The following is a 21,656-nucleotide window of genomic DNA, read 5'->3' as shown; positions in this document are numbered from 1 at the left end:
AGAAATTGGCCTTGGCATGACTAGGTCAGCTAGCCTGCTCGCCGAAAAGAGAACAGCTCTTCCGAAGTAGTGGGTCTAGTGATGTAGCGGAGCCCCGCTACCATGCGTGACCCACCAGCCTCAAAAGTGGGTTTCGGGCTGAAGCGGTCTCCTGACTCGAATCCTCGCCGCTCGCAGGCTAGCTCCTTGAACCAGGAGTTGAACCCGACAGCCCGGTGAGGACACCAGTTGGAGAAAGGCCGAAGCCGATATCACGCTGCGACCTTTCCCAGCTTTTGGGCTGGCAGGGCCGCAACGTACTGTGCCCAGCGCTGAAGTGCCTCTCGCATCTCAGTCGCATACCGAGCGCGGTTATATACCCCGGCAACGCCAGCCCGGTGGCCGCTGACGTGGTTTAGAATCGCCTCCACGATGTGCGGCAACACGCCAAGCCGGTCGGCCATCATTGTCGACGCCGATCTCCGAAGATCGTGAATTGTCCAATGGGGCAGGGATTCGCCTAGGGCTTCCGCGATCCGTGCATCAAGCGCTGTCTTCGACTTGGACCAGCTCGAGAAACCACGGTGAGGGTCACCACTGCGTCGGGGTCCGTCACCAAAAAGGAAGTCTCGGCCGGTTCGGCGGTGCGGGAGCAGGGTTAAGGCGGCGGGAACCAATGGTAGCGGGGGCTCGCGACGGTTCTTGGTCCGGGCGCTTGGCAGCGTCCAGAGCCCCGAAACGGTATCAAGTTCGGCCCATTGCATGCCGCCTACTTCATCACGGCGTTGGCCTGTGAGTATCAACAAACGCACAATACGTCCGTAATCGTCATCGCCACACGCCCGCCAGATGGCTGATAGCTCCGTGTCCGAGAGGACCCGTTCGCGACTTCCCGGCTGCGCGGGTCGATTAGTGCCGAGAACCGGGTTCGCGGGAATGTCGAGGCCTTCCCGTATTGCCCAGTTGAACATTGAGGACAGGGCTGTACGGGCGCGGGCTGCCGAGACGGTGCCATGCCCGGAAGCGATGTCGGCAATACGAGCCGAGATATGGCGACGGTTGATCTGGAAAACCGAGATCGGGTTTAGGGGTTTCCAACTGACCAACAAGTAGCGTTCAACTTCAGAATAGGTCCGGGGCTTCAGCCTTTGCTTGGCGTTCCGGAGATACTGATCAGCGATCACCCGGAGGGTGTCGGCCGCCTGCAGGCGCGCCTTTGCTTTCTCGTCCGCCGGGTCTTTGCCATTGGCAACCAACCCCAAAAGCCGCTTGGCCTCCTTGCGCGCGAGCTCCGGTGTCCAGGGGGCACCATGAGGACCGATGGTGACGAAGCGCTGCCGGCCGAACACGCGGTACTTGAGGACATAAGTCGCCTGGTCGCGTTGACGCCGAACGCCAAAGCCCCGCACCGCTTCACGGTGGTCTGCGTCCCAAATAGTCTCGCCCGGCTCAAGTGCTTGCACTGCACGGATCGTGATACTCGAAACCGCCATCGATCGCCTCTGTAGCTACCACGTAGCTACCACCATAGCGTCAATTGCAGGGCAGGTAAGGCGAGGGCGGGCTTATTAGTTGATAATGCTACAATTTTCGTACGAATGGCGGGAATGGCGTAGCGCCGGCGGAGCCCTTGCTATGTCTGTGGAACAGGAGGTCGGTGGTTCGAGCCCACCCAACTGTACCACAATAGTTGAATTGCCCCGCACTCTCAGCATCTTACTGATAAGCCAAACGGATTTGCGCCTTGCAAAATACAAAAGGGCGCACAAATGGCGTTGCGGATGGTCGCGCTAAATCGACTTGCTGATAACAGATGGATTGCTCGGAAGGTCATCCCGCAGGATGTCCGAGAGGAGTACGCGCGGCTATACAAGGTGAAGCGCGAGGTTCATCTAAAGCTGCCTGCGGACACGCCCAAGCACGAGGCCAAGGTCCGCCTAGCGGAATGGGTTTCTGAGGTTGAAACTCAAATCGCTACATTGCGAGCCGAACGAAACGGCGAAGGCCAGCCGCTCACCAAACTCAACGCGATAGCTCTGGCAGGCCGGTGGTACACATGGTTCGTCGGGCAGTACGAAGGCGATCCGGGGCCGCCGAAGCGTTGGCGGGAGATGAGCGATCATCTCGTTTGGAATGTGATCTACCCTGAAGCCCCCGAAAGTTATCACGAGAACCCGAAGGCTGATCCTCACTGGGAGTGGCAGAAGGAACCTGAGGTTCGCGAAGCGGTGAGGCCGCAGGTCGCTGAATTGGCGCGTGTCGCGACGTTTCTTGCCAGCGAGGGTAAGGCGCTAAACGCCGCTGCCTATGTGCTGTTCGTTGATGCCGTGAGCGACAATCTCTTGCCAGCCATAACGCTGCTGGAGCGGCGCGCCAATGGCGACTACTCCCCGGACGATACTCCGGAAGGCTTCCCGCCGTTCACGGATGGGCCGAGGCGAACTACCGGCATTAGCTGCTGGGATTTGTTCGAAGCATTCGTGAAGGCCATCAAGCCTGCAGACAACACGGTCCAGCGGTGGCGCGCCGTGTTCCTTTGGATGCAACGCCATTTTGCAGACATCGGTGCCGATGGGATCACGGAGGAGACCGCGCGTACATGGGTGAGAGGCTTGGTCACCGCGGAGCGTTCGGCGACTACTGTGCGTGAAGTCTGGCTTTCTTCGTCGCGTCGGGTGTTTGGTTGGGGCGCGGAGCATAAGCACGTTAGAAAGAACCCGTTCGCGGACATCAAGGTTGACGTTCCCAGAAGAGCGAGAAGCCGCGAGACGAAGGCGTTCACAGAACAGGAAGCCCGCACAATTCTCATGGCTTCCAGCGCTATCAAGGACCCCAAGACGCCTTGGGAGCGAGCAAGACGCTGGGTACCATGGTTGTGTGCGTACTCAGGGGCTCGTGCAGGTGAGGTCACTCAGCTTCGTGCCGAGGACATAGAGAAGCGCGGCAGCTTCTACTTCATGAAGCTCATGCCAGATGCGGGCACGATCAAGACGAGAAAGGCGCGTGTTGTGCCACTCCACGAGCATCTGATCGCCCAAGGGTTCCTCGAAATGGTCCGCTCGGTTGGGAAGGGCGCGCTATTTTACGATGATAAGACACCGCACCGTGCGAGCAGCGATCCAATGAACCCCCGTCGGAGCCGAGCTGGCAATGCGCGCGGAGACTTGGCGGAATGGGTGCGAGAGCAAGGAGTGCGCGACCCAGAATTGAGTCCAACTCACGCGTGGCGGCACACGTTCAAGCAAATCGCTGAGCGCGTAGAGATAACCGAGAAATTGCACGACGCTATCACGGGCCACGCTCCGGCTAGTGAGGGAAGGAAGTACGGACAACCGACCGCCGAAGACATGGCAACCGCGATGAAGAAGTTCCCGCGATACAAGGTCGATTGACTGTCAAACACCTTGCTCGGTGTCCAAAAGCCCCCAATGCGAACAGAGAATAATGCTCGCCAACACACAAGAAGAACTACAAGCCGCCAGTTACGCCGCCTTGAGAGCGCATGCGACCTCGGAACGAGCCCAAGCCCTCGTCGCGAAGCTCGCGTCAATGGTGGAGGAAAAAACAATCCAAATTGGACTGCGGCAGAGGAAGCGTAGAGGCGCCGCGGCATCGGCGAAGCTGGAGTACGCCACGGGAGCGTTCTTGGCTGACCTCTTGCGTCCATTCGACGCCGAGCAGCATAGCGGCTGGGTGTACAAGTCCTTGAGCAAAGCGTCCTTCACGGGTGCTCCTGTCGGCCGGCACGCCTTCTTTCAGTTGCGCGACGGTCTTGAGGGACTGGGCTTCTTGCAGCACGTACCTGGACACAAGGTGTCAGGCGAACGCTCAGATGTGGGCCAATACGCTGCCCGTTTCCGTGCCACACAAGAACTGTTGAAGTTCTGCACCGAGCAAGGAGTGCCTCCCAAGGCGGTGCTCGATCATTTCGAGTTTGAGTACGACCTTCCCAAGCATCCTGTCGAACTTCGGAAGCGTAAGCTCAAGAATTTCTACCGGAGAACCGACGTCCCCGGCGCACCCATGGAGTTCGAAAGGACACCATCGATCCGGGGAATGGAGCACGTCATCTCTGAATTGAACGAGTTCTTCGCCAAGCACACGCTGCGAGGAGGGCAACACCATGGCTACGTCCGTATCTTCCACAATGGCGATGACCCAGACTTCGATTGGGACAAGGGAGGCAGGCTGTACAGCCAACACTTCGCCGACAGCTACCAAGTGATGTCCTCCGAGGATCGGCGGAAGATGACCATCGACGGCGAGCCGGTGGCGGAAGTCGACATTAGCGGAAGCTATCTCACCATCTTTCTGTCGCTCCATGGTCTCCAACTGGACCTTACCGAAGACCCGTACTTGCTCCCCGGACTTGGAGTGGAGCACCGAGGAGCCGTGAAGCAGTGGTTCGTTGGGACCTTCGGCAACAACAAGCCCATCAAGAGATGGCCCAAGGACATGCTTGATGATGATCCCACTTTGGCCGAACACCGCGCTGCTGACATTACCAAGGCCGTCTTTGTCAAGTATCCCGTACTGAAGAGCTGGGGGGAGCCATGCAACGGTCGCACCTACAGCTGGGCTGACCTGATGTACCTTGAGAGTGCCGTGATGTTTTCGACCATGCTGGGGTTGATGCACGAACACTCAACCCCGAGCCTCTCTGTCCATGACAGCCTCATCGTTCCCGTTTCCAAGGTAGAGGTGGCAAGCGAACTTCTGAGGAGCCGATTTCAGGAGCGACAGAACGTGCTCCCCAGATTGAAGGTAAACGAACCGATCAATGATCAAGTCTAAAAAAGTCACAGAGGGGATACCAAGGGACACAGAGGGAGACAGAAGGGACCAAGGGAGGACACAAGGCGGGTAGAGTTGATGACCACCCACATTGGAGTGGGGCGGACGGAGAGAGGGGAGGGGGGGAGAGAAGGCCAAGCGAAGACAAGGGAGAGATAGGTACACTGGGACCACTATTGTTTATGACAGTGCGGAGGGGTAATTCCTCCTTCGATAGGCCGCACCATAGTACCGAAATGTAAATGAGCGGGTGGGAAGTCCGGGCCCTCATCGCCCCATCCGACTTGTTACCGACCGATTACGAATGGCTCCGAGGCTCCTGTCTGGACCTGTGCGTTCCCCTCCGCCTGAGACGGCGTAGATCCCATAGCAAGACCTGTGGGGCACGCATTCACTCCGAGGCACGTCGACTACCCTTGCTCTAGGACGATCCTCGGTGGCCCACAGAGGCCATCTGAAGACGTCTGGAAACCACGTCACTCCCTTGGCCAAATCTTGAGCTTTTCCGTTCCGAAATTATGGTGGCCATGCGAGGGGGGCTCAGGAATGAATTTTCTAATCCTTGCCGGTGCGGTGTTGCTCGTGATCGGCTACGGGGCCTTCCTTGTCATTCAAGGATTGCTCAAGGGCGTTGATGCCGCGTCCAAGGCAGTGGCTGACCAACGTCAAGCTACGGCGAACAAGAGGGCCGAACGTCTGGCTCATCAGGAGTACGAACGGAGCCAAGCGTACCGTGCCGAGAACCCCGTCAGACTGGTGGGCATTCCCAACCCCCACACATTTCGCCACGCCTTCTCTCTTCTGGACGACTACGTAGCTACCGCAACCGCCTACCGACCTGTTCTCCCGTCCGGGCTGGATACCCGCTTTCGCGCGTATCGTTTCCCATCGCAGATGTTTGAGCTTGCTCGTCCGCATCCTGCCTCACTGTCGAATACCGATCCTCGCAAGGTCTCGCTTACACCGGCCGATGTCCTCATGGGCGGCGGAGCGGACATGTCGAGCCTCTATGGACGGGCGGCAGGGGCCTGTGACTTCCCGTGCGCGCCCCCGACGTTCGGCTACACGCCAGCCGAAGCGCCCACGCCGAAGCCGAACTTCCCAAGCGTCACCGCTCCACATCCGCCAGCAGTACGGCTCGTCGCTTCTGACGGAAGGGACGTAGATGGCGAGGACGAATTGCAGGCAAAAGCGTTTGAAGCTGAACTTCAACGTGTGGCAGCGCTTAACGCGCAAGCATGGGAGCTCGACACTACATTCCATGAGAAGTACGCGGCGGCAATTGAGGCTCGGGACCTCATGGAGATTTACCTCGCCGATCTGAGCTTGAAGTGGACAGGCGCCCAAGCGGCGCTACTGGGCGAGTTCGAGCAAATGAAAGTAGCCTACGAAAGGGACTGCCAGAGGGCCACTCAGCCGATCCGAGCGGTCAACGAGCGTTATCGAAAGAGTACGAACGACGGCGTGCGCGGCCATTTCGAGCTTGCGCTGTGCAACATCACTTTGCCAGTCCCCGAGGACTACCCGTGGGAAGTCCTGTACGATCCGCAGGAACGAGTGCTCCAGGTGAACCAATGCGTGCCGTCGCTACCTGATGTCTCAGTCGTGCGATCAGACGGCAAGCGGCCTCCGGCCAAGCGAGACGCTGAGGCTGTCCTTCGGCGCTATGTGCCGGCTGTTGCGCTGCAGATAGCTCACCATGTTGCTCGGAATGACCTTCAGGACGACGTCGATAGGATAGCCGTTAACTGCTGGTCGCGGTTCTACGATCCAGTCTCCGGCAAGCTGAAGGACGCCTTTGTTGCGGCTCTTGCGGTTGATAAGCGGGACATCACCGAGTTTAACCTGCAGCGCGCCGATGCATTGGAAGCCTTCCGAGCTCTTAAGGGCGCCTACGTATACAGTGTTGCCGAAGTTGTGCCCATCGAGCCCGCCATTCGCCTCGACAAGGATGACGAGAGATTTGTTGCCGGAAGAGACGTGCTCGACGGAATGGCCCAAGGGCAGAACCTTGCAGCCATGGACTGGCAGGACTTCGAACACCTCATTCGTGAGCTGTTGGCCAAGGAGTACGCCGACAAGAACGCGGAGGTCAAGATTACGAGAGCCAGCCGGGATCGGGGGGTAGACGCGGTGATCTTCAATTCAGATCCTCTGCACGGTGGAAAATTCGTGGTGCAGGCGAAGCGCTATTCCAACACTGTTGACGTAGCTGCTGTACGGGAGCTTTACGGCACCGTGCTAAACGAAGGGGCGAACAGAGGCATCCTCGTGACAACCAGTCATTTTGGACGAGACGCTTACGAATGGGCCGCGAACAAGCCGCTGACCTTGATCGACGGACGCAACCTTTTGGCGCTACTGAGCAAGCACGGCTATAACTTCAGGATCGAAGCTCTGCCTTGATCGTGAGAGTGCCATCTCCAGTCCAGAGTCATCGTCGCGTATGAAGTTGAATTGCCGAACGGCGACTTCAGCGCGCTTCTGACGCCGATGACAGCCTCCAACTTCATCCAACCGCCGAAAGAAGCTCAAGATGCCAGCTAATCGTTACAGTCCCTATGCAACTCCTGACCAGCAAGTCCGGAAGCTGCAAGAAGAGCTATATTCGCTGAGGCGTGCCATTGTTGAGCTTATGCCGGATGACATCTCGAACGCTCTTTCAGACTACGGTTCCTGCAAGTCTTACCGAGAATACGCGGAATGGAAACGCAAGACAGTCGACTTCATTATATCAAAGGCCGAGGTCGACCCGCAGGCCTCCCATTTCGAGGAGCGCGGTTGGTGTCCGCTCTGCAAAGGAGGAACCCGTGGACCCTATCAATCCGGCTTCAAAATTCCGGGGGGAATGGAAAAGCACTTGATGGGTGACGGTAATGCGTCCCAGTGCGTGGTAACCAAAGCGGCGTTTGATATGGCTCGCGATGCGCTTAGCGATGAGTTTGAAGCGGAAGAAGAAGCGGCTCGAAGGGAAGTAGAGGAGCGGAGAAGGACAGAGCAAACTTTGCTGACCGATCCGGCGTTGCAGCCGCAGCTGTTTGACGAACGTCAGTGGTGGAACAAGCCACGTCCGGCTGACGCGCTCAGGGCTGCTGAGGAAAGGCTCCGCAATCTAAACTTTGAGAAAGAAGTTGGAGAGAACGTGATTGCATACAAACTCTGGCACGAAGGCCGCCTTGTCTTGGCGGACCCGCGCACCGTTGGTCGGATCACCTTCAGAGTATTTAACAGCGAGAAGCCGAAGAAAGGAAGCAAGCAGGCCTCCTTCCACTTACTGGACAGTTGGAAAAATAATCTGGCGGAAAAATTCCAAGGTCTCCTCGCTGAAGCCTGTAAGACCCTACCAAAGCAAAAATAGAGACCGTCGAGGCGACGGGCCCACAATCCTTGCCGGCAATAACGTTGGAGCGATATTCTGACCGGAGACGGCGGTTTCGAGGGGCTCATGAGAAGGTTGATTCTGGCTTTTATAACTATCGTCGCCACTGGCTTCCCTGTGTGGGCGAGCGACGTGACTGGCGAGGTGCTCGCTTTTGCGTGCATGGAAAACCTTCCCGCGGCTAAGCGGGAAAAGGATAGCGAGAAACGCTTGCAGTTTTGCAATACCTACCTCAACGCATGGGACGATGCTCGGTATGCATTTCTAAAGGGCACCAGAACCTACTGTCCTCCCTCCATCACGATAAAGGAAATGAGCGTCGTCTTTTTCGATTATATGGCTGGTCACCGCGAAGCTCGCGACCTTCCTGCCGCTGAGGCTCTTATGCTTGCGTTCAAGGCCAAGTGGCCTTGCCGCGACTGAACACGCGCTTAGTCCCAAGCGGAGCATAACTGACACGACCATATTGCAGCACAGTGCTGCTATAGGTTCGGCGGCGGCAGCCACCTTTAGGTCGAATAGTTCGAAGTGGGGCTGGCTGTCGCGCCAAAATGGGCCCCGGCGCCCTCGGAGAGGCTCCCCTATTTACAATGCAAGGCGCTGACCGTAGGGGAGGTAGCCCAAGGTCAGAGGGTGAGAAAGCTACGGAGTTGGCGTTCAATTTGATCGAAAGCACCTGCTGGAATTACGCCGTTCGTGACCAGGAGCGCTTCCTCACGACGAGCAAGCGCCAACTGACGTAGGCCGCGCTCAGCATAATCGTGGCACTCGGCGCGCTTGTTGCATAAACCGCACAAGGTTGCCATTCCGACGTAAGCCATGAGCTGATCTTGGGCCAATGCGATGGCCGGTTCGAAAGTATCCGCCGCAACGATACACGCGTCTTTAGCAGCCTCGATCCGGTTGGCTGCAAGAGCTTCCCGCAGCGTCTCGATTGCTCGATTGCCCGTCTCGCAGAGGATTTGAGAAATCCCTGCGCGGATCACCTTCGAAGTATCGAAATCGTCGTGGTTGAACGCCTTGTATCGAGCCACCAGCCCTGTCTTCGTGGACCGTAGGACGAATGCCTCAAGCAGCACCTTGTCGGAGATGCCTTCAAGAATGGCGGCGATGACTTTCGGTGTAATCTCGTTCCACGGTGGTGTGCGCGCAAACCACTCTTGCCGCTCGTCACGACTGGCATTGGCATAGAAGGGCCTTGCGAGAGGCTTCTTACCGAACAGCCTGCTGAAGAGAGATAGTCGTGACTTTGGAGCAGCATCCGGGCGCTTCGCGTAGCGGCCAATCCCGATGATGCGTTTAGCCTCCAGGATAGCGGGTCGCAGCTTTTCCTTGGTGGCCTCATCAAGCTGAGGCAACCTTCCCGCGGCAATGTCTCGCCCTATCTGCTGCAACCCCGCGCGATCAAAATAGTGATCGGTGAACGCAAGCGACAGCATCAGAGCATCATCTGACGTAGGGAGTGCTCCACACTTCCCGCAGGGGGAAAATGCACCCCATTTCAGGTCTCCGCAATTAAAGCAAACGGCTTCGGTCATCTCCCCCTCACTGTTCTTCTCCCGCTTCCACAAAGGGTACCATCACGCGAGCAAGGACAGGAGCGCTAATTACTGCATAACCTTGGCGGCGGCCGATGAAGTGCGTGTGTGCTACACTAAGCGGAACACTCAGCGACAGGGGGACTCGCGGGCCATGTTTTACATCCAGACGACTCGGGGATGGCGGCTGTTGCACAAACTGCACTACGAGATTGCTAAGTCGTGGCAGGAAAGCGGCTCGGACGTCGAGGAAAAGGTCGCCAAGTTGAATGGCTCTGATTTCTGGGTCAGCGAACGCAACTATAGCTCTTGGGAAGTAAAGACCCGCCTTGTCTACGGTGCAAGACAACGGGCAAGAAAGTCTTCACTAGAGTTCAGCATCGGTTGGTCGGATTTCGAAATTCCGGAGGTCTGCCCGCTTCGCGGCGTTCCTCTAAAAGTCGGCTCTGGCCAACACACCGACGACTCTCCCACGCTCGACCGCAAGGACCCTCGCCGCGGCTATGTGAAGGGAAATGTCTGGGTCATCTCGCACAAGGCAAATCGATTGAAGGGAGACTTCACTCCTAATGAGCTGAGGACATTCTGCGAAAATGCATTGGCGTTGGATTGGGTCACTTGGACGAGCGACGACGAGGATGAGTCGCAGAGGAAGCAAATGGAATGGAAGCGCAAAATGAGTGAGAAGGAGAAACCCAGATGGTGGGCTCTCTGGGGGGCCCAAACTCCGAAGTAACACTCTGCTGCTATCACTTCGGCGGCGGCTACCCCTTTAAGCCGAGCAGTTTGAGGTCGGGGTGGTAGTGCTGCTTAAAATAGGGTCCGGTGAACGATAGGGGACCCGTTGAAATCAATGTACGAACCTACCCGCCGTGCCCCACGAGCAGAACGCGACCGCGCCGAATACTGCAGCGGCCATATGGGCCTCGAATGAGACCGCAACGACCGCGAGGAGGGTGAAGAACGCTGGGGTGTCATTGCGCGTCCCAAATCCATTGCGCTGCTGAGCACTCGGCCTGAAGGTCGCGCAAGCATCAGCTTGATTGCCGTGGGCGCATGCGGCGTCGCTACCGCACGCGCAGCGCAGCCGTAACCTCGGCGGCGGCGGGCGCTTAAAGCCGAGGAACTCGAAACCGCTTCGCGCACGAAGTCCAAAAGGATCCCATGGGCGCAGATGGGACCCGTTCGCGTCCGTGCTTGCTAGGTCCTAGCCGTGCAGGACGAGCCAGATGCTGACGCCGAAACCTGCCGTCGCGAAGCCCGGTCGCCCGAGCACCGCCAAGAGGCTTGCGACACACGTCAGTAGCGCCCCATCGACTACGTGCATGGCCGCTACTCCTATGCCCGCCCAAGGACGTTAGCGACTGACTTCGCGTGCCATTGGCCACCACGTGCTGTCGCTACGCCACGGGCGTTCAATGCCGCGGCAATGTCCCTCAGCGACGTTGCACCCGCCTTCTGCGCCGCCCTGATGATGGGCAGCACGTTCGCTGCGAACCTATCCGCTTCCACGGTCACGGCCTCCACCGCGCTCCTGCGGGCCGCTTGAAGCCTAGGGTTACCGAGGAGCACCCCGCGAGCCTTGGCTGCGGCGAGCGCCTGCCGCGTCCGCGTCGAGATCAGCGCGCGCTCCTTCTCGGCGAGAGCTGCAAACAGATGCAGCACGAAGGGGTCGACGTCCGGCCCCAACTCGGCGACCAGGAAAGGCACCTTGTGGGCCATAAGGCCGCTCACGAAGTGAACGTCGCGGCTGAGACGGTCCAGCTTCGCGACCGCCACGGCACATCTTAGCTTCCTCGCGGCAGCCAATGCCGCCTTGAGCTGCGGACGGCGGTCCAATGCATCGGAGCCTTTGCCAGTCTCCACCTCCACGAACTCACGCTCGATGGTGAACCCCTCAGCTTGGGCGAATTGTCGGAGCGTGTGCTGCTGGGCCTCGATGCCGAGACCGGAGCGTCCCTGCTGGGAAGTCGATACGCGAATGTAGGTGATCAAGGGGCGGTTGGTCGTCACACTGGGCTCCAGAGGTCATCTGTGTAAAATCTTATTGTCCATTTAGATATTATACAAGCTGCTATTTGGAATCCCTGCGATTCCATTTTGCATAGCTATCGCATAGGTGGTGAAATGGGGCAGCCTCACCTCAACGACTAACGGGTTTGTCAAGGCATAGGGAGAGAAATGTCCAAAACGCTTGCGGCGCACGAACAGCCAATTTCGCGGATATTCTGCAACGAATATGTGTTTCAAATTCCCCCGTATCAGAGGCCCTATTCGTGGACGACTGAGGAAGCTGGAGAGCTGATCGGTGACTTGTTAGGCTTTATGCGCGCCCGTCCACTGGCTGTTGAAGAGATGCCCCCCTACTTTCTGGGAAGTATCGTTCTCATCAAGGATGAAGGGTCACCCAATGGCGATGTAGTTGACGGGCAGCAGCGTCTAACGACTCTCACGATCCTGCTTGCAGCGATCAGGGCAAATGTTTCGAAGGCCAACGCTTCCGATATTACGCAACTGATATACGAGAAGGGGAGCCAGATCCTCGGCACCCAAGATCGATTCAGGCTTACTCTAAGGGAGCGCGATAGGGAGTTTTTTCAGAAGTATCTGCAGCGTGAAGATGGTTTTTCTCAGTTGCTTGAGTTGTCCGATGGCTCGAATGACAGCCAGAGAAATATCCGAAGCAACGCCAGATTGTTTGACGAGAAGCTAAAGGCACTTCCAGAATCGGAGCGCCTTCAACTCGCTCAATTCATTGTCACTCGCTGTTACCTTGTCGTGGTGGCGACTCCTGATTTGAACTCGGCCTATCGCATTTTCTCCGTGTTAAATACGCGGGGCTTGGATCTGTCCGCGACCGATATTCTCAAGGCCGAGGTCGTTGGCGCATTCGCCAATAACCAGCGCGACGCATACACAAAGAAATGGGAGGATACGGAGGAAGACCTTGGCCGGGAGTCTTTCAACGAACTCTTCAGTCACATCAGAATGATCTATCGAAAGGCGAAGCCACAAGGGACGTTGCTGGTTGAGTTCCGAGATCATGTTCTTAGCAAGATGAATCCTCAACAATTCATCGATGACTTGTTGCTCCCAGCTGCTGAAATGTACGAACAACTAACAGGCGCAACCTATGCAAGCCCGGTTCACGCTGAGCACGTCAACGAAAATTTGAAATGGCTCACGAGGTTGGAGTTCACTGACTGGCTCCCGCCCGCCCTCGCGTTTGCGATCCGTCGGCGCAATCAGCCGGAGCTTATGGACACATTTTTTCGCGATCTGGAGAGGCTCGCTTATTGCTTACTGATAACGAAAGCAGGCGTGAACGAGCGGATCGAGCGCTTCTCGCGCGTCACCCAAGAGGTTGAGAGCGACGCCAACCTGTTCCTTCCAAGCTCGGCCCTGCAAGTAACGCCCGCCGAGCAATTCGAGACCTATGGCGTCCTCAATGGTCCAATTTACGAATCGTTATCGGCGCGCGCTCGTACGGTCGTGCTGTTGAGGCTGGACGCATTGGTCTCTGGGGGAGGTGCCAGCTATCAATACGAGACAGTCTCCGTTGAACACGTTCTTCCACAAAATCCAGCCGAGGGTAGCGATTGGCTCGTTTGGTTTCCAACGCCCCAAACAAGGCTAACCGTGCATACTTTGGGTAATCTCGCATTGCTGACCCGTAAGAAAAATAGTGCGGCATCCAACTACGAGTTCTCGAAGAAAAAAGATGCTTATTTCACCCGGAACGGCGTTTCGCCGTTTCCCTTGACCACTCAAGTTCTTCAACACAGCAGTTGGACCCCAACGATAGTTGCCGCGAGGCAGGAGGAACTCCTATCGATCTTCGAGCAACACTGGCGTCTTCAAGATCGAAAAGGTCCCAATACAGAGGCGGAAGTCATCGTGGCCACGATGTTTGACACAACTTGGCGGGGTGACGTGTGTACGGCTCTGCGTAATTTAGGCGGTCGAGCATCTCTTCAGAATATCTATGAGCAGGTTCGTTTGGTCCGCGCGACGGCAGGACGTTCGTTGCCTCAGTCGCTCGAAGCGATTGTACGGCGGACCTTGGAAGAGAGCTGTCGGGAAACCGATTCGTTCAAAGACCAAGAAGACTTGTTCGTAATGCCGAGTGGAAAGGGGGCAGGCATATGGGCGCTGAGGGGCAGTTAGCCGGCTCTGCGCATAGGCGCATTCAAGCGTTGAACCGGTCTGTCGTCGGCGCCATGAGCGCCTGCCATCGTATGCAATACTTGAGAAATAGATGCACGAATTCGGCGGAGACGCAATGTTCTATCTTGAAATGCGCCGCCATTTTCCACCTGTCCTGAATTGTTCATTGAGGGAATTTCTCATGCCAGTTATCGGACCAGCATTAGCGACCATTGGGACAGAGCCTAAGTACGACGTCGCGATATCATTTCTCGCGAAGGACGAGGCAACCGCCAAACATCTGTACGACCACTTAAGCGAAGTGCTCAACGTCTTCTACTTCCCCCACAACCAAGAAGACCTTGTAGGCACCAACGGCCTCCAAAGCATGCGAGAGCCGTTCTTCGACAGCCGTGTGGTCGTCGTGCTTTTTCGTGATCCATGGGGAAAGACACCGTGGACGGGCGTAGAAGAGACCGCAATCGGAGAGCGCTGCCTGAAGCAGGGTTGGTCCGGCCTAGTGTTCGTGAACCTCGATCAGACGAGCGCCACACCATCCTGGGTGCCTAACACCCACGTGCGGTTCGGGATGGAGGCATATGGAATGGCGGGACTGATCGGGGTTATCAAAGCGCGCGTGCAGGAGCACGGCGGCAAGTTGGTGCCCGCCGACGCAGCAAGCGAGATGAGGCGCGTTCAGCAAGAAAGGGCCTTCTTAGCTGACCGAGAAAACATGATGTCGGATCGCCGCTGGATTGAAGGCACCGTGCACGCATCGATAAGGTCGGCACTCGAAGAAGTAGTGCGGCTAGCAGAAATAGCGAACGCCGAGCATGGCTTTGAAATTAGTGCAGGAGCGCAAGACAAGACTTGCGTCCTCCGATCCGGCTTCGTGAGCTTGGGCATCGGGTTCCAGCAGCCTATTTTCAATCGCGTCTCGGACTATGAACGTGATGAATGTTACCTGCGAGCATCGGAGTTTTCTGGTTCAGTGCTCCTGCCGGGAGAGCGCGGATGGATTATGCATCACCCACGCGAACTCAAGCGTCACAAGCTGAGGGTAGATGTATCTGAGACGCGGTCGCTGGTGTGGAGGGAAGCGAACAAGACTATCATTCCGGCCGAAAAATTGGGCGATCACCTATTTCGAATTTTCTTGGACCTTCTGTCCCGGGCTAACAGGGGCAAGGTTGAACGTCCCCCACTATGAGCTGCGCAAAACTACGCGGCCGCACTTTCGCACTGATGTTCTTTTGCAGATCAAGAGTTGGAATATGAGCAGTGGCGAAACGCCAGAAATGTCTGCCGAGGAAGCGGACCAAGTGTTTGGCGGCATTAATTCTCTTATGCGCGCGTTAGAGCACCTAGACGAACGCGGCTTGATTTTGTCTTTAGCAGCTTTCGCCGAAGATTGTTTGGGTGAGCTATTGAAGTCATTCATGCTCCCAAACCAAGCCGCAGACGATCTGTTAGAAGGATTTAATGCGCCCCTTGGCACGCTGTCGTCGCGTATAAAGGCGGCTTGGGCACTCGGGCTAATAACAACAGATCAGTACGAAGATCTGGAACGCATGAGAAAGATCAGGAATGCGTTTTCTCATACATGGAAGCCTATCTCGTTCTCGGATCAGCATATCACCGCGCATATCAAAGCCATCAACTACAGCAATGGCGATGACGCTTATCCCGAGACGGCCACCATCAAGTTGCGAACTGCGCTATCTTTTTTATTAGTTGAGTTGCAAGTGGCGGCTGACCGAGTAGTCAAGGCAAGGCGGGGAGCACGACTGATCGGAGCTCGCCTAGTCAGCGGCGTACCGGAAGGCGAAGAAATCGAGAGTATAAGAAACAGGCTCGCAGCACTCGAGGATGAGATTTTGAACTCTACCGGCGAGAAGCATCTGTTCTTGCTCATGATGCGAGGAAGATGGGTTGAGAGGTTGAGGATCCTTGAAGGCTCCGTCCCTATCAGCCTTCGAGAAGAAGTCTCTGAATTGCGCGAGGAATTAATGCGTAAGATGGCGGCGACCGGGGCCCGGAAGAGCCACAAACCGCGGCCCGAGTAGAGGCGGATGCATCCACGAGCTTGGTAGCGCGAAATCTCATTTTCCATTCAGATACGAAATAGCTGCGGAATTCTATGCTGTACAGTGACCGTCCAATTTCAACTCCGCGCCAAGATGTTCTCGGTCGATCCGGATTTGCTCTTGAGTTGGCGAGGGCCATCGACAATCTAGATTTGTCCACCGATGGCTTTGTTATGGGGCTATTGGGGGATTGGGGCGCCGGAAAGACTAGCGTTATCGAGCTAATTGCTAGGTATCTGCGACACATCGAGATGTCGCGAGCGAGCGAGAGTTTGGTCTTAAATGATGCTTCGCCACAGCGAAGGAGTTTGGAAGACCTTGAAGCGATGTCCGAAGTCTACGAGCGGATTGAGCCCCGTATCGTCGCTATGGGGGCACTCAATCAAAACCTGACATACTGGGAGAAGATCAATAGGAAGCAGGAATTCACACGGTGGTTGGGATCTGCTTCGGACGCCGAGATTGCTGACCGGTACTTCGAGTTGAAACTGAAAGTGGAGGCCGCTCCTCGGAATATCGTGATCCGGTTCTCACCATGGCTGATTGCGGGAAAGGCGGAACTAACGCAAGCGCTTCTCAGCGAATTGGCGCGTGGCCTTGAGGAGAAATTAGGGGACGAAGTGGCGGCATCCTTCGGCAAGGTGCTCAAGCGCCTTTCTGAATTCGCGCCTGTCGTAGGGTCTGGCCTCGACCTCCTTACCTCAACTCCAGTTGGCAAAGTGGCGTCGGCATTTGGAACGTGGACGGGCGGTGTCGCAGGTGCGATGATCTCTGGCCCGACTTTAGACGACGCGCGCGAGCAACTAAGGGCTTCCCTGCGTAGTCGAGCGAACCAAAAGGTCGTCGTCATCATCGATGATTTGGATCGGCTCACTCCCGCCGAAGCTCTCGAAATGGTCTCCCTTGTAAAGAGCTTGGGAGACCTTCCCAATGTCCTCTACTTTCTGAGCTACAGCGAGGCGCAACTTGTGGAATTGATTTCATCGGCGCTGAGTTTGGATGGACGCTCCTACCTTGAGAAGATTGTTCAATACCCGAAACACCTTCCTCCCGTGGACGATGCAGATTTGAGCAACCTGCTCGACGCCGATCTGGAAGTACTTTTCAGAGGTATCACGGATGAAGAGGCGAGCCGGCTGACCGGGAGTTGGCATTCCGTATTTCGTCATTATCTCTCGACACCGAGGCATGTCAGGCGCTTCGTAAATTCTCTGAGTGTCGCCTTAGCAGCTCTCTCTGATCACGCAGACCGGGTGGATTTGGCGCTGATGACCGTCTTGGAGCTGTATGAGCCCTCGGTGTACGCTTGGTTGCGCCGAAATATTGATATGGTGGTGAGCTGATGGCGGAAGAAAATAAAGAACTTGCGGCCTCATTGAAGGAGCTCACCGAGGCTGCAAAAAGTCCTGAGGGAGCGCGCAACATCCTCGCTATGCTCTTTCCCAAGGCCGACCAGGTGCTGGAAACCTACATATCCAGCGAACAAGGTAATGCATATGCACTCAAGAGACAGCGGCGTATTTCTCAGCAGGAGTTTGCTTCAACCTACTTTCGTTTGGATCCGGTCCCGATTTCTTGGAGCCGCTCTGAGTTAGAGGGGCTGTTCAAGCTCGGGCCCCAGCGCGCCCTAGATGCCGTAGAGGCGCGCGTGGAAAAATACGATGAGAAGGACAACGCACGGTTACGCCGCCAGTTCTTGGAATTCTTGACGGCAGCGCTTAGCGAGCGGGGAGCGTTTAGCTCGGAGTGGTTCTACAGGTTGATGAAGGTAAGTCCGATGTACATTCTTCATCGGGAAAGAAAGCCTTGGGACCTACTCTCTGATGATGGTCTTCTGATTTTTGACCGACTGCTCTTCCAAGTTCTACGTCCGCTTTCGCCCGAAGAACGGTACTTGTTGATCGTGGAAAGGCTCGCCCAGCTGGAAGACCTTTCGGTATTTGCGGGCTTCTTCAGATCTGCTGCTGGCGATATCAATCCTGATGGATCTCGGACGAAAGATGTTCCATTCTTTGGCGCGCGCACGGAAGAATTGCGTGACCAGTTGGTTGTGATGGTTCGTCAGTTGGCTCTCTCTGGACGGTTTTGGGATCAGATTTCGCCAGTTCAGTTGCTTTGGTTTTGGTGGGGAGCCAATCATGAAGAGGAGGTCAGGGAATTCTTGCAGAAGTCAGTCCAAGACCCCACGACATTGAAGAGGGTCCTCGATGCCAGCATTAGCCCCGTCGTCTCTTCGGCAGGAAACTACGAGCGTGTCAGCCGTAGCTTCGAGAGGCTGATCGATTTGAACGCCCTAAAGGAGAGGGCGCTGGACTTACTCGATGGACCCCCGAATGAGGAGAACACGACGGCAGTCTCGCGTTTCCTTCGTGCATTGGAGAGAAGCGAAAGTAGTAGTTTCTGATGGGTTGAGGGCGGTGGGGCGCTTGTCTAGGGCGAGGGAAACAGCGTTCGCAGTTTTGAACGTCGCCATTCAACTCCGGTCCTTAAACGTCTACTCCTCAGATCAAGACGCCGGGCATTCAACTTGCGTGGTTCACGGAAGCGAACACCTTTCCACCTCCTGCACTGATCAATGGCCGGTGAGCCCAGCTTGATAAAATACAAAATATCAATACAAAGAGAGCTGGCATCGGCGTAAATTCGCTTGGTTTATCAAGGATGAGGGGGGCGGTTCGCGGCTCCCACCCAACTGTACCATCCACAAGATCGCCCACCGCGACATCGCAGGATCGGGCCATCGCAGGATCGCTTGCCGTCCGCTGATCGCCGCCAGCGTGTCATCTCGCCGGCTTGCACTTCCTCGTCGCATCACCCACACTCCGCGAAACGACGCCTTAACGACACCTTAGTGCCACCTTGGGGGGACGCATGGGGACCGCCGGTTCTAGGAGTTTTTCGTTTGCGTTGATGCTTGGGCTCGCAGCGTTGCTGCTGCCGGGCCGAGGCGAGGCCTACACGCCGGACCAGCAGCAGGCCTGTACGCCGGATGCATTCCGGCTCTGTGGTCCCGAGATTCCCGACGTCGATCGCATCACGGCCTGCATGATCAGGAACAGGGCGCAGTTGTCGCCGGCCTGCCGCGCGTTCTTCCGCGCCGGTCCCGAGCCGCGCGAGGCGAGCGAGCGCCAGGAGCGGCAGCCGGTCGCAGCCAAGCGGAAGGTCCACAAATCGCACAAGGCGAAGAAGTCCACCCACTGACCCGGTTACCACTGTGCGCACGCGCGCGTCTTCAAGCTCGGCGCGTTGTCGTCACGCGGACCGGTGTTGCGCTTCACCTCGCCCCGCGTGCGGGGAGAGGTCGGAACGCATCGTCAGATGCGTTCCGGGTGAGGGGGAGTCTCCGCAAGCGCACCTATCGCCGTCCATGCGGAGACAGCCCCTCACCCCAACCCTCTCCCCGTAAGAACGGGGAGAGGGAGCGCAGCGCCATCGCGGTCAACGCAATCTCATTGCGCGCTGATCGCGCGGCAGCAATTTCAAGACCGCGATGCGCGACAGACTGACGCCTTGTGACGCTGTCACGCAGCATCATCTCTGAAGCTTGTGTTGTTTGCCAGATCCGTTCGCGATGGAACGGATGGAGTGAGGCGCGTGAGCGAAACCTACCAGCAAGAGATCGATCGGCACTTCGCCTGGTTCGAAACCAAGCTTCCGGAAAAGCCGGCGCGCTTCGTCGCGTGGCTGCGCAAGCCGTCGTCGCGCTATGTGCGGCTTCCGCTCGCGATCCTCCTGATCATCGGCGGCATCTTCAGCTTCCTGCCGGTGCTCGGACTCTGGATGCTACCGCTCGGACTCCTTTTGTTCGCGCAGGATGTGCCGATGTTGCAGAAACCCACGGCGCAATTGCTCGGCTGGATCGAACGCAAGTGGATCGCGCGCGAGCGCGCCAAAGCTGCCGAAAAGCGCTAGGCGGTGAGTCAAATCAAACGCTTAGCGACTCCATTTGCGGTTGCGTCATAAGTATGGTGTGACTCAAAAAGCAAAATGCACCGGTAATCGTGGCCACTTTGCGGATTGCAAGAAATTTTTTCTTTCGCGAATCAGCGCTCTGATTCATTTTCGCCTCCTGGGGTCAATCTGGAGGCCAACGTATGAACGTGATTGTTTTCGCTTCGCGTAAAGGGGGCTCGGGAAAAAGTACCCTGGCTGCTCACCTCGCCGCGCAAGTGCACAAGGCAACGAAGCCCTGTCTGCTGATCGATGCCGATCCGCAGGGCTCGCTGACTCTCTGGCACAAGCTGCGCGGCACCAACGAGCCGGCGATCAAGACCGCGGTGAACTCGGTTGCCGGAATCATTGCGCAAGCCAAGCGCGACGGCATCGAGTGGGTGTTCATCGACACGCCGCCGAACCTGTCGGCTGTGGTCGACGACTCCATCAAGAACGCCACGATGGTGATCATTCCGGCGCGGCCCGGTGTGTTCGACGTCAACGCGGTACAGGAAACGATCCAGACCTGCCGCTCGATGCGCAAGCCTTACGCTGTCGTGATCAACGGTGCGCCCGCGCAGCGGGACGGCGCCGAAAGCCGCATCGTCGCGATCGCGCGCGAGGCGCTGGCGAAGTTCCGCGCACCGGTGTGGAGCGGCCAGATCACCAACCGCGCCGATCTTCTGATGGCGCTCGGTCAGGGTGAAGGCGCTCGCGAATATTATGCGGAAGGCCGCGCTGCCGCCGAGATCAATCGGCTGTGGGCCGCGATCGAACGCTCGATCAAGGCGATCCGCGGCACGGCGTCGGCTTCCGGCGCGATGCACAAGCAGGCGGCGTAACAACGCAGCTTTGGTTCGAACTGGAAAGAACGCGCGGCACTCGCGCGTTTTTTATCGACTGATGGAACGTCATTCCGGGGCGATGCGGAGCATCGAACCCGGAATCTCGAGATTCCCCGATGCGCAATCGCGCATCTGCGGTTCTGGCTTCGCGAGCCCCGAATGACAAAGTAAGGAGGTGGCCCTTAGGCCACCATCAGCAAATAGAACACGATCACCGGCGCCAGGGTCAGGATTACCGACCAGATGCCGACAGCCCACAAAATATCCTCGGTCGTGAAGCTCGGCTCGGCAGCCGGCCTCACGGCAATAAAGCCATTCCTGGAATTCACGACGCCCCCGCGTTGGTCTTAAGCGCAATGCGTAAGGCTGATACGCGAGCTGTTTTAAGATCCCGGTCGGAATTTCGCTGGCATTTGCGTGCGGGGACTACTTCGGATTAACCACGGCAGGGGCGGCGGGCCGCATCCGGCCGGAAGCAGGATGCCTCAGTGCATGCCACCGTCGCGATCACGGATCGCGCCGAGATGCTCGTTGATCCGGAACACGATCAGGATGAATTCGGCGGCGATGCGCGAGAACACGATGCCGACGAACATGCTGGCGATCGACGCGAGCAGCTGGATGAATCCGACGAACGGGCTGATCGCCATCGCGGTGAGGCTCCACAGGATGCCCGAGATTCCGAACAGCACGATGACCGCGATCACCAGCCAGTAGAACGTCTTGATGATCGTGGGCGTGATGAAGCGGTCCCACTGAAACAGATCCTGGAAATCGAACATCATGGTTCTCCCGGCCAGCCGAAATATGATTCGCGTCTCGTGCATCCTACTGCGTCACCCCCGGCGCGATCACTTCGTCCCGGGAGCCTGCGCGGCAGGCGTCCGTCAGGACGAGGCATTTCGCCGGGCCAATGGTTCGGGGCGGCGCCAGAGCGCCTCCGCACCACCGGGAT

Annotated in this window: 19 protein-coding genes; 14 read left to right on the top strand and 5 right to left on the bottom strand. The window is 57.2% G+C overall.

Annotated elements, in window-relative coordinates:
- Window positions 1–251 precede the first annotated feature (251 nt).
- Window positions 252–1,472: a tyrosine-type recombinase/integrase gene (locus FNJ47_RS09275; RefSeq protein ID WP_163152772.1), complete on the bottom strand. Its 1,221-nt coding sequence runs from the start codon at window positions 1,470–1,472 to the stop codon at window positions 252–254.
- Window positions 1,473–1,748: 276 nt separating this feature from the next.
- On the opposite strand from FNJ47_RS09275, the gene FNJ47_RS09270 reads away from it, so the two are divergent.
- From FNJ47_RS09270 to FNJ47_RS09250, 5 genes are all read left to right on the top strand, one after another.
- Window positions 1,749–3,371: a site-specific integrase gene (locus FNJ47_RS09270; RefSeq protein WP_163152771.1), complete on the top strand. Its 1,623-nt coding sequence runs from the start codon at window positions 1,749–1,751 to the stop codon at window positions 3,369–3,371.
- A gap of 52 nt (window positions 3,372–3,423) precedes the next feature.
- Window positions 3,424–4,773 carry a hypothetical protein gene (locus FNJ47_RS09265; protein WP_163152770.1) on the top strand — a complete coding sequence of 450 codons (1,350 nt, stop codon included), beginning with the start codon at window positions 3,424–3,426 and terminating at the stop codon, window positions 4,771–4,773.
- A gap of 546 nt (window positions 4,774–5,319) precedes the next feature.
- Window positions 5,320–7,179, top strand: coding sequence for a restriction endonuclease (locus tag FNJ47_RS09260; protein ID WP_163152769.1), 1,860 nt, complete (start codon window positions 5,320–5,322; stop codon window positions 7,177–7,179).
- A 130-nt stretch (window positions 7,180–7,309) separates the two neighbouring features.
- Window positions 7,310–8,131: a hypothetical protein gene (locus FNJ47_RS09255; protein ID WP_163152768.1), complete on the top strand. Its 822-nt coding sequence runs from the start codon at window positions 7,310–7,312 to the stop codon at window positions 8,129–8,131.
- Window positions 8,132–8,218: 87 nt separating this feature from the next.
- Complete coding sequence (locus FNJ47_RS09250) at window positions 8,219–8,575, top strand: Rap1a/Tai family immunity protein (RefSeq protein WP_163152767.1); 357 nt, start codon at window positions 8,219–8,221, stop codon at window positions 8,573–8,575.
- A gap of 203 nt (window positions 8,576–8,778) precedes the next feature.
- Here the strand turns inward: FNJ47_RS09250 and FNJ47_RS09245 are convergent, their stop codons facing one another.
- Window positions 8,779–9,690: a hypothetical protein gene (locus tag FNJ47_RS09245; protein ID WP_163152766.1), complete on the bottom strand. Its 912-nt coding sequence runs from the start codon at window positions 9,688–9,690 to the stop codon at window positions 8,779–8,781.
- A gap of 154 nt (window positions 9,691–9,844) precedes the next feature.
- On the opposite strand from FNJ47_RS09245, the gene FNJ47_RS09240 reads away from it, so the two are divergent.
- Window positions 9,845–10,426, top strand: a complete 582-nt coding sequence (locus FNJ47_RS09240; protein ID WP_163152765.1) for a hypothetical protein — start codon at window positions 9,845–9,847, stop codon at window positions 10,424–10,426.
- 602 nt (window positions 10,427–11,028) lie between these two features.
- Here the strand turns inward: FNJ47_RS09240 and FNJ47_RS09235 are convergent.
- Window positions 11,029–11,703 (bottom strand): recombinase family protein, encoded by a 675-nt coding sequence (locus tag FNJ47_RS09235; RefSeq protein ID WP_163152764.1) that lies wholly within the window; start codon window positions 11,701–11,703, stop codon window positions 11,029–11,031.
- A 168-nt stretch (window positions 11,704–11,871) separates the two neighbouring features.
- Here FNJ47_RS09235 and FNJ47_RS09230 point away from each other — a divergent pair, with 168 nt between their 5' ends.
- The 8 genes from FNJ47_RS09230 (at window position 11,872) to FNJ47_RS09195 (ending at window position 20,698) form a co-directional block, all read left to right on the top strand.
- Window positions 11,872–13,857 carry a DUF262 domain-containing protein gene (locus tag FNJ47_RS09230; protein WP_163152763.1) on the top strand — a complete coding sequence of 662 codons (1,986 nt, stop codon included), beginning with the start codon at window positions 11,872–11,874 and terminating at the stop codon, window positions 13,855–13,857.
- Between the two features lie 115 nt (window positions 13,858–13,972).
- Window positions 13,973–15,046: a hypothetical protein gene (locus tag FNJ47_RS09225; RefSeq protein WP_163152762.1), complete on the top strand. Its 1,074-nt coding sequence runs from the start codon at window positions 13,973–13,975 to the stop codon at window positions 15,044–15,046.
- A gap of 64 nt (window positions 15,047–15,110) precedes the next feature.
- On the top strand, window positions 15,111–15,902 hold the full coding sequence (locus tag FNJ47_RS09220; RefSeq protein ID WP_206685300.1) for an MltR family transcriptional regulator: 792 nt from the start codon (window positions 15,111–15,113) through the stop codon (window positions 15,900–15,902).
- 74 nt (window positions 15,903–15,976) lie between these two features.
- Window positions 15,977–17,266: a KAP family P-loop NTPase fold protein gene (locus FNJ47_RS09215; protein ID WP_163152761.1), complete on the top strand. Its 1,290-nt coding sequence runs from the start codon at window positions 15,977–15,979 to the stop codon at window positions 17,264–17,266.
- The gene (locus tag FNJ47_RS09210; RefSeq protein WP_163152760.1) at window positions 17,266–18,327 is read left to right on the top strand and encodes a hypothetical protein; all 1,062 of its coding nucleotides are present in this window, start codon (window positions 17,266–17,268) and stop codon (window positions 18,325–18,327) included. Before FNJ47_RS09215 ends, FNJ47_RS09210 begins: the two co-directional genes overlap by 1 nt.
- A 467-nt stretch (window positions 18,328–18,794) precedes the next feature.
- Window positions 18,795–19,124, top strand: a complete 330-nt coding sequence (locus FNJ47_RS09205) for a hypothetical protein (protein ID WP_235999699.1) — start codon at window positions 18,795–18,797, stop codon at window positions 19,122–19,124.
- 384 nt (window positions 19,125–19,508) lie between these two features.
- Entirely contained in the window at window positions 19,509–19,835 is a 327-nt protein-coding gene (locus tag FNJ47_RS09200) for a hypothetical protein (protein WP_163152759.1), read from the top strand.
- A gap of 182 nt (window positions 19,836–20,017) precedes the next feature.
- Window positions 20,018–20,698: a ParA family protein gene (locus FNJ47_RS09195; RefSeq protein WP_163152758.1), complete on the top strand. Its 681-nt coding sequence runs from the start codon at window positions 20,018–20,020 to the stop codon at window positions 20,696–20,698.
- 185 nt (window positions 20,699–20,883) lie between these two features.
- On the opposite strand, the gene FNJ47_RS49815 is transcribed toward FNJ47_RS09195, so the two are convergent.
- Complete coding sequence (locus FNJ47_RS49815) at window positions 20,884–21,030, bottom strand: hypothetical protein (RefSeq protein ID WP_165445611.1); 147 nt, start codon at window positions 21,028–21,030, stop codon at window positions 20,884–20,886.
- Between the two features lie 156 nt (window positions 21,031–21,186).
- Window positions 21,187–21,483, bottom strand: a complete 297-nt coding sequence (locus tag FNJ47_RS09190) for a DUF4282 domain-containing protein (RefSeq protein WP_163152757.1) — start codon at window positions 21,481–21,483, stop codon at window positions 21,187–21,189.
- Window positions 21,484–21,656 lie beyond the last annotated feature (173 nt).

Origin of the sequence: Bradyrhizobium uaiense (assembly GCF_010811875.1) — a bacterium.
Classification (GTDB): domain Bacteria; phylum Pseudomonadota; class Alphaproteobacteria; order Rhizobiales; family Xanthobacteraceae; genus Bradyrhizobium; species Bradyrhizobium uaiense.
Note: the sequence above shows the minus strand (reverse complement) of the source record. Positions and strands in the feature narration are given on the sequence as shown.

Excerpts from the sequence above, each read along its gene's own strand:
- FNJ47_RS09275 (WP_163152772.1), bottom strand. The coding sequence starts at position 1,472 with ATGGCGGTTTCGAGTATCACGATCCGTGCAGTGCAAGCACTTGAGCCG.
- FNJ47_RS09240 (WP_163152765.1), top strand. The coding sequence starts at position 9,845 with ATGTTTTACATCCAGACGACTCGGGGATGGCGGCTGTTGCACAAACTG.
- FNJ47_RS09195 (WP_163152758.1), top strand. The coding sequence starts at position 20,018 with ATGAACGTGATTGTTTTCGCTTCGCGTAAAGGGGGCTCGGGAAAAAGT.
- FNJ47_RS09255 (WP_163152768.1), top strand. The coding sequence starts at position 7,310 with ATGCCAGCTAATCGTTACAGTCCCTATGCAACTCCTGACCAGCAAGTC.
- FNJ47_RS09215 (WP_163152761.1), top strand. The coding sequence starts at position 15,977 with ATGCTGTACAGTGACCGTCCAATTTCAACTCCGCGCCAAGATGTTCTC.
- FNJ47_RS09230 (WP_163152763.1), top strand. The coding sequence starts at position 11,872 with ATGTCCAAAACGCTTGCGGCGCACGAACAGCCAATTTCGCGGATATTC.
- FNJ47_RS09265 (WP_163152770.1), top strand. The coding sequence starts at position 3,424 with ATGCTCGCCAACACACAAGAAGAACTACAAGCCGCCAGTTACGCCGCC.
- FNJ47_RS09260 (WP_163152769.1), top strand. The coding sequence starts at position 5,320 with ATGAATTTTCTAATCCTTGCCGGTGCGGTGTTGCTCGTGATCGGCTAC.
- FNJ47_RS09210 (WP_163152760.1), top strand. The coding sequence starts at position 17,266 with ATGGCGGAAGAAAATAAAGAACTTGCGGCCTCATTGAAGGAGCTCACC.
- FNJ47_RS09250 (WP_163152767.1), top strand. The coding sequence starts at position 8,219 with ATGAGAAGGTTGATTCTGGCTTTTATAACTATCGTCGCCACTGGCTTC.
- FNJ47_RS09270 (WP_163152771.1), top strand. The coding sequence starts at position 1,749 with ATGGCGTTGCGGATGGTCGCGCTAAATCGACTTGCTGATAACAGATGG.
- FNJ47_RS09245 (WP_163152766.1), bottom strand. The coding sequence starts at position 9,690 with ATGACCGAAGCCGTTTGCTTTAATTGCGGAGACCTGAAATGGGGTGCA.
- FNJ47_RS09205 (WP_235999699.1), top strand. The coding sequence starts at position 18,795 with ATGGGGACCGCCGGTTCTAGGAGTTTTTCGTTTGCGTTGATGCTTGGG.
- FNJ47_RS09190 (WP_163152757.1), bottom strand. The coding sequence starts at position 21,483 with ATGTTCGATTTCCAGGATCTGTTTCAGTGGGACCGCTTCATCACGCCC.
- FNJ47_RS09225 (WP_163152762.1), top strand. The coding sequence starts at position 13,973 with ATGTTCTATCTTGAAATGCGCCGCCATTTTCCACCTGTCCTGAATTGT.
- FNJ47_RS09220 (WP_206685300.1), top strand. The coding sequence starts at position 15,111 with ATGAGCAGTGGCGAAACGCCAGAAATGTCTGCCGAGGAAGCGGACCAA.